This window comes from Pseudoalteromonas luteoviolacea H33-S, from assembly GCF_001625695.1.
GTDB lineage: Bacteria > Pseudomonadota > Gammaproteobacteria > Enterobacterales > Alteromonadaceae > Pseudoalteromonas > Pseudoalteromonas luteoviolacea_B.
In genome coordinates, this window is record NZ_AUXY01000057.1 from 1 (window position 1) to 2,435 (window position 2,435).

A 2,435-nucleotide genomic window follows, 5' to 3' on the forward strand; every position below is an offset into this window, starting at 1 on the left:
AGTATGCCCATCGACCAGCCATCCGAAGCGATATGATGCATGGTTACCAGCAAAATATGCTCTAAATCTGAGACTTTAAGCAAACGCGCCCGCAGCATTAAATCCCGGCTCAGCTCAAAGGCACTGGCCGCCTCTTTCGCAACAGCTTCTTCAATCTGTGTTTCTTGCGCAGCTTCAGGCAGTGCAGACAAATCAGTAAGCGGCACTTCAAACGTCTGTGGCGCTTGAATTACCTGAACCGGCTCGCCATCATCGCCAGCAATAAAGCACGTGCGCAGACTTTCATGACGTACCATGATAGTGCTAAAGGCCGCCTGCAGGGCCTGCCCGTTTAAGTTACCACTTAACTTTAACGCCGCGGGCATATTGTAATGTACACTCCCGCCATCGATTTTATCTAGTAGCCATAACCTTTGCTGGGCAAAAGATAAAGGCAAAACCTGCTCCCGAGATACCGCTGTTAATGGCGGCCGCATAGCGCCTGAATGCTCACCGGACAATAAGGACGCCAGATTTGCCAGCTTCGGCTGCTCAAAGACCTCCCGCAGTGCCAGTGTAACCTCAAATACTTCACCGATACGGGCCACCAACTTAGTAACCAGCAGAGAATGCCCCCCCAGGTCAAAGAAGTTGTCTGAAATACCAACCCGTTCAAGCCCCAGTACTTCCTGCCAGATCCGACATAAGGTTTTTTCTGTTTCAGTGCGCGGCGCAATATACTCGCCGCCTAATAAGTCACCTTCCGGTGCTGGCAGCGCCTTACGGTCAACCGTGCCGTTGGCTGTCAATGGAAAGGATTCTAGTACCACAAAGGCCGAAGGCACCATATAGTCCGGCAGCCCCGTACGCATATGTTGGGCAAGCGCTGCCAGCGAGCAGCTTTGCCCGGGTTCGAATAATAAATAACCCACCAAGCGTTTGTGCTGGCCCTCGTCCTGACGTGCCATCACCAGCGCCGCTTTTACCGTATCCAGTGCCAGCAATCGGGCTTCGACTTCTTTTACCTCCACCCTGAAACCGCGGATCTTCACCTGTTCATCATCACGACCGACAAAATGCAGACTGCCGTCCGCCCGTCGAACCGCCTGATCGCCGGTGCGGTATAAGCCTTGACCCCCTTCCTCGGTAAAAGGATGTGTCAGGAACTTCTCTGCCGTTAGGGTCGCCTGTCCGGCATAACCTAATGCCAACCCTTTACCAGCGACGCACAATTCCCCGGCGACACCATAAGGCTGCAATTGTTGCTGCTCATTAAGCACATACAACCCGGTATTGGCCAGCGGTTGCCCCACTGGCACCGTGTCCGCATCCGCCAGCACCAGCGCTGTTGCCCGACAATAACTGGCATCAATCACAGACTCTGTTTGACCGTAAAGGTTAAAACATTCGGTGTCTTCCCCTACAACCATTTTTAAACGCCGCAGATCCCGTCCGTACCAGGCCTCGCAGCCCACTGAAATATGCGCCATAGCGTCAAGCTTTTGCCCGCTTTCAAGCAAATAATCCGTCAAGGCGCGGATCACCGCCGGAACAAAATCGCCATAGGTGATCTGTCGACTTTGGATCATCCGATACAGCTTATCTGGCGAGAGCAGCACCTCTTTCGAGCAAATCTCCAGCCGTCCCCCCCAGCCGAGGGCTTTCATCATATCGCCAAGCAGGATGTCAACCGACAGTCCCGCCATCTGTAATACCACAGGCGGACACTTTTCCAGACCAAACACCCGGTTCCAGCCATCCTGACGCACCAACATCGCCTGATGCTGCACCATGATCCCCTTAGGTTGCCCAGTGGAGCCCGAGGTATAGATAACATACGCAAGGTGATGGGGCGCAAGTCCCAGCGAAGATACCGACAGGTTATCCGCTGCCACCTGCGCCAACTCCTCCTGTAGTCCAGCATCGTCTAGGCACAATACCTGACCACCAAAGCTCGGCAATTGCTCCCGGACACGGTGCTGCGTCAGCACTAAAGTGACGCCGCTGTCGCTGAGCATATGGCTCAGCCGCGTTTGCGGATAATCGGGATCTAAAGGCACATAAGCCCCGCCAGCCTTGAGGATTGCCAAAATAGCAACCACCATGTCCACCGAGCGTTCGACGCTAAGGCCAACCAAGCTATCCGGCTGCACTCCCTGTGTTTTCAGGTAATGGGCCAACTGGTTAGCACGGTGGTTTAACGCCTCATAACTGAGGCTGCTCTCTTCACAGACCAAGGCGGTTTTCTTTGGATGGGCACTAACCTGGCGTTCAAACAACTCATGCAAACACAGATCCGAGCGGTAGTTGGCTGTGGTGTCATTCCAGGTATTAAGCAACTGCTCACGCTCCTGTGGCGTCACCAATTCATGGGCATAGACATTTAGATCGGGAGACGTTAACAAGGAAGATAACAGAACCTCAAAGTGTCCCGCCATGCGTTCGATGGTTTGCGC

General features: G+C 53.8%; 1 protein-coding gene. It reads right to left on the minus strand.

The features are described 5' to 3' along the window. The coding region (locus N477_RS06715; protein ID WP_155731832.1) for a non-ribosomal peptide synthetase at positions 1–2,435 on the minus strand (2,435 nt) is incomplete at both ends.